This window comes from Vibrio sp. Vb1574 (assembly GCF_033338675.1).
The window spans coordinates 1-1,602 of the sequence record NZ_JAWOTC010000147.1; the positions used below are offsets into that span (position 1 = coordinate 1).

Annotated in this window: 2 protein-coding genes, 1 tRNA gene and 1 pseudogene; 3 read left to right on the forward strand and 1 reads right to left on the reverse strand. The window is 43.4% G+C overall.

The annotated features are described in order from the left end of the window. The 3 genes and pseudogenes from R7O12_RS24295 to R7O12_RS27335 all read left to right on the forward strand — a co-directional run. On the forward strand, positions 1–371 hold a 371-nt coding region (locus tag R7O12_RS24295; RefSeq protein ID WP_411913091.1), incomplete at its 5' end, for a heme biosynthesis protein HemY. 255 nt (positions 372–626) lie between these two features. Beyond that, positions 627–881, forward strand: a complete 255-nt coding sequence (locus R7O12_RS27330) for a helix-turn-helix domain-containing protein (protein WP_411913092.1) — start codon at positions 627–629, stop codon at positions 879–881. Positions 882–1,215: 334 nt separating this feature from the next. Next, a pseudogene (locus R7O12_RS27335) lies at positions 1,216–1,278 on the forward strand (transposase); the annotation flags it as partial. A gap of 238 nt (positions 1,279–1,516) precedes the next feature. Here R7O12_RS27335 and R7O12_RS24305 read toward each other — a convergent pair. After that, positions 1,517–1,593 (reverse strand) — tRNA-Asp (locus R7O12_RS24305). Between the last annotated feature and the right edge of the window lie 9 nt (positions 1,594–1,602).

The window sequence follows — 1,602 nt, forward strand, 5'->3', positions numbered from 1 at the left end:
AGCTTATCGCTCGTAAAGCCGATACCGAAGCCTTTACCGTACTAAAAGAAGCACTGAAAAAGCAGCCTGAACCAGAACTTTACCAACTACTGCCAGACTTAAACCTACCAGATATCCATCCTGTAGTAGTCTTCCTAGAAGGCGTAGTAAAGAAAGAAGCTGACAACGCAGCGGCACACAGCGCTCTAGCACACTTCTACTTCCGTCAAGAGAAATGGCAACAAGCTCAGGAGCACTTTGAAATAGCTCTAAAACTTCGCTCAGACGTATCTGATTATGCTTTCCTAGCAGACACACTAGAGAAGCAAAATCTAACCAAAGCAGCTCATGAAGTCTCTCGTAAAGCTCTGATGCTGGTTCAGCACGACTAACCAGTAACAACATTATCAAGCCGACAGTTTACTGTCGGCTTTTTATTGCCTGCCATTTATCCATAACCATCAACACGTATTAAATTAACTACAAACCCAGCCCCTCTCTCTTAAACCACTCGCTACAGTTTGACCCTTATCGTTTTTTGGCTTTTCTCCACCCACGCCAATGAGCACCACTCAACAGACAAGTAATACCAATCTAAGTAAAAACATGATCCAATTGAGGATGTCCAACAACAGAACTGATTCGCTATGGACAGCCTCAATAATATCGACTTTAAAAAACTCGCAAGTCAGCAAAAATCCATTCAGATGAAAATGAGGCCACTGACCCTTGATCATTTCAAAGATGGACACTCACATACACAAATCGCCAAGTTTCTCAAGGTAAGCCGAACCAGTGTCAATAAGTTGGTCCAAAGCTTTCTTGAAGAGGGGCTAAAAGGGCGGCAAGAAAAGCCAAGCACAGGAGGATTTGAAAAAATTCAAAATCGAAACGATCCTTAAGTTCCCAGAACATATAGCTTTAGAGTATGTTGATGTCTGGTTTCAGGACGAAGCCAGATTTTGGCAAAAAACACGACAACATGCTTATAGGCTGAAAAAGCAACTCGCCCAAGAGCCGTGAAGCAATAACAATTTGTGTATGCTTATCTGTTCGGTTCAGTCTGTCCCAGAAAAGGAATTAGTGAGGCTATCATTGTCCCTGGGTTAATAAAGACATCATGATAGAGCACTTAAAACAAATATTGGCAGTCACGGAGGAAGGACGTCACGCCGTCGTTGTAATGGATGGCGCAGGATGGCATACAGAAGAAATTGCCAATGACTTTAAAATGTCAGTGTCATCAAACTTCCACCCTATTCTCCAGAGCTAAACCCTATCGAACAAGTATGGCGTTGATTGAGGCAACGCTATTTAGCCAACCAATCTTTTACGGATTACGACGACATCACCTTCAAAGTCTACGATGCATAGAATCGGTTTTGAATTGATCCAAAAGAGTCTCCAAAATATGCTCGAAAAGTGGATAGACCTGACCAGTTAATTTTCCAGATTGGTATGACTTCTCTTGGAAGGGAAAATGACAGACTCTAAAACGACAAAAGCCCTGCTATTTCTAGCAGGGCTTTCAAATAAGTGGCGGAGCGGACGGGACTCGAACCCGCGACCCCCGGCGTGACAGGCCGGTATTCTAACCAACTGAACTACCACTCCGCAGTGGTA

Bases quoted from the DNA above. Each gene is read 5' to 3' on its own strand.
- R7O12_RS27330 (WP_411913092.1), top strand. From the start codon at position 627: ATGGACAGCCTCAATAATATCGACTTTAAAAAACTCGCAAGTCAGCAA.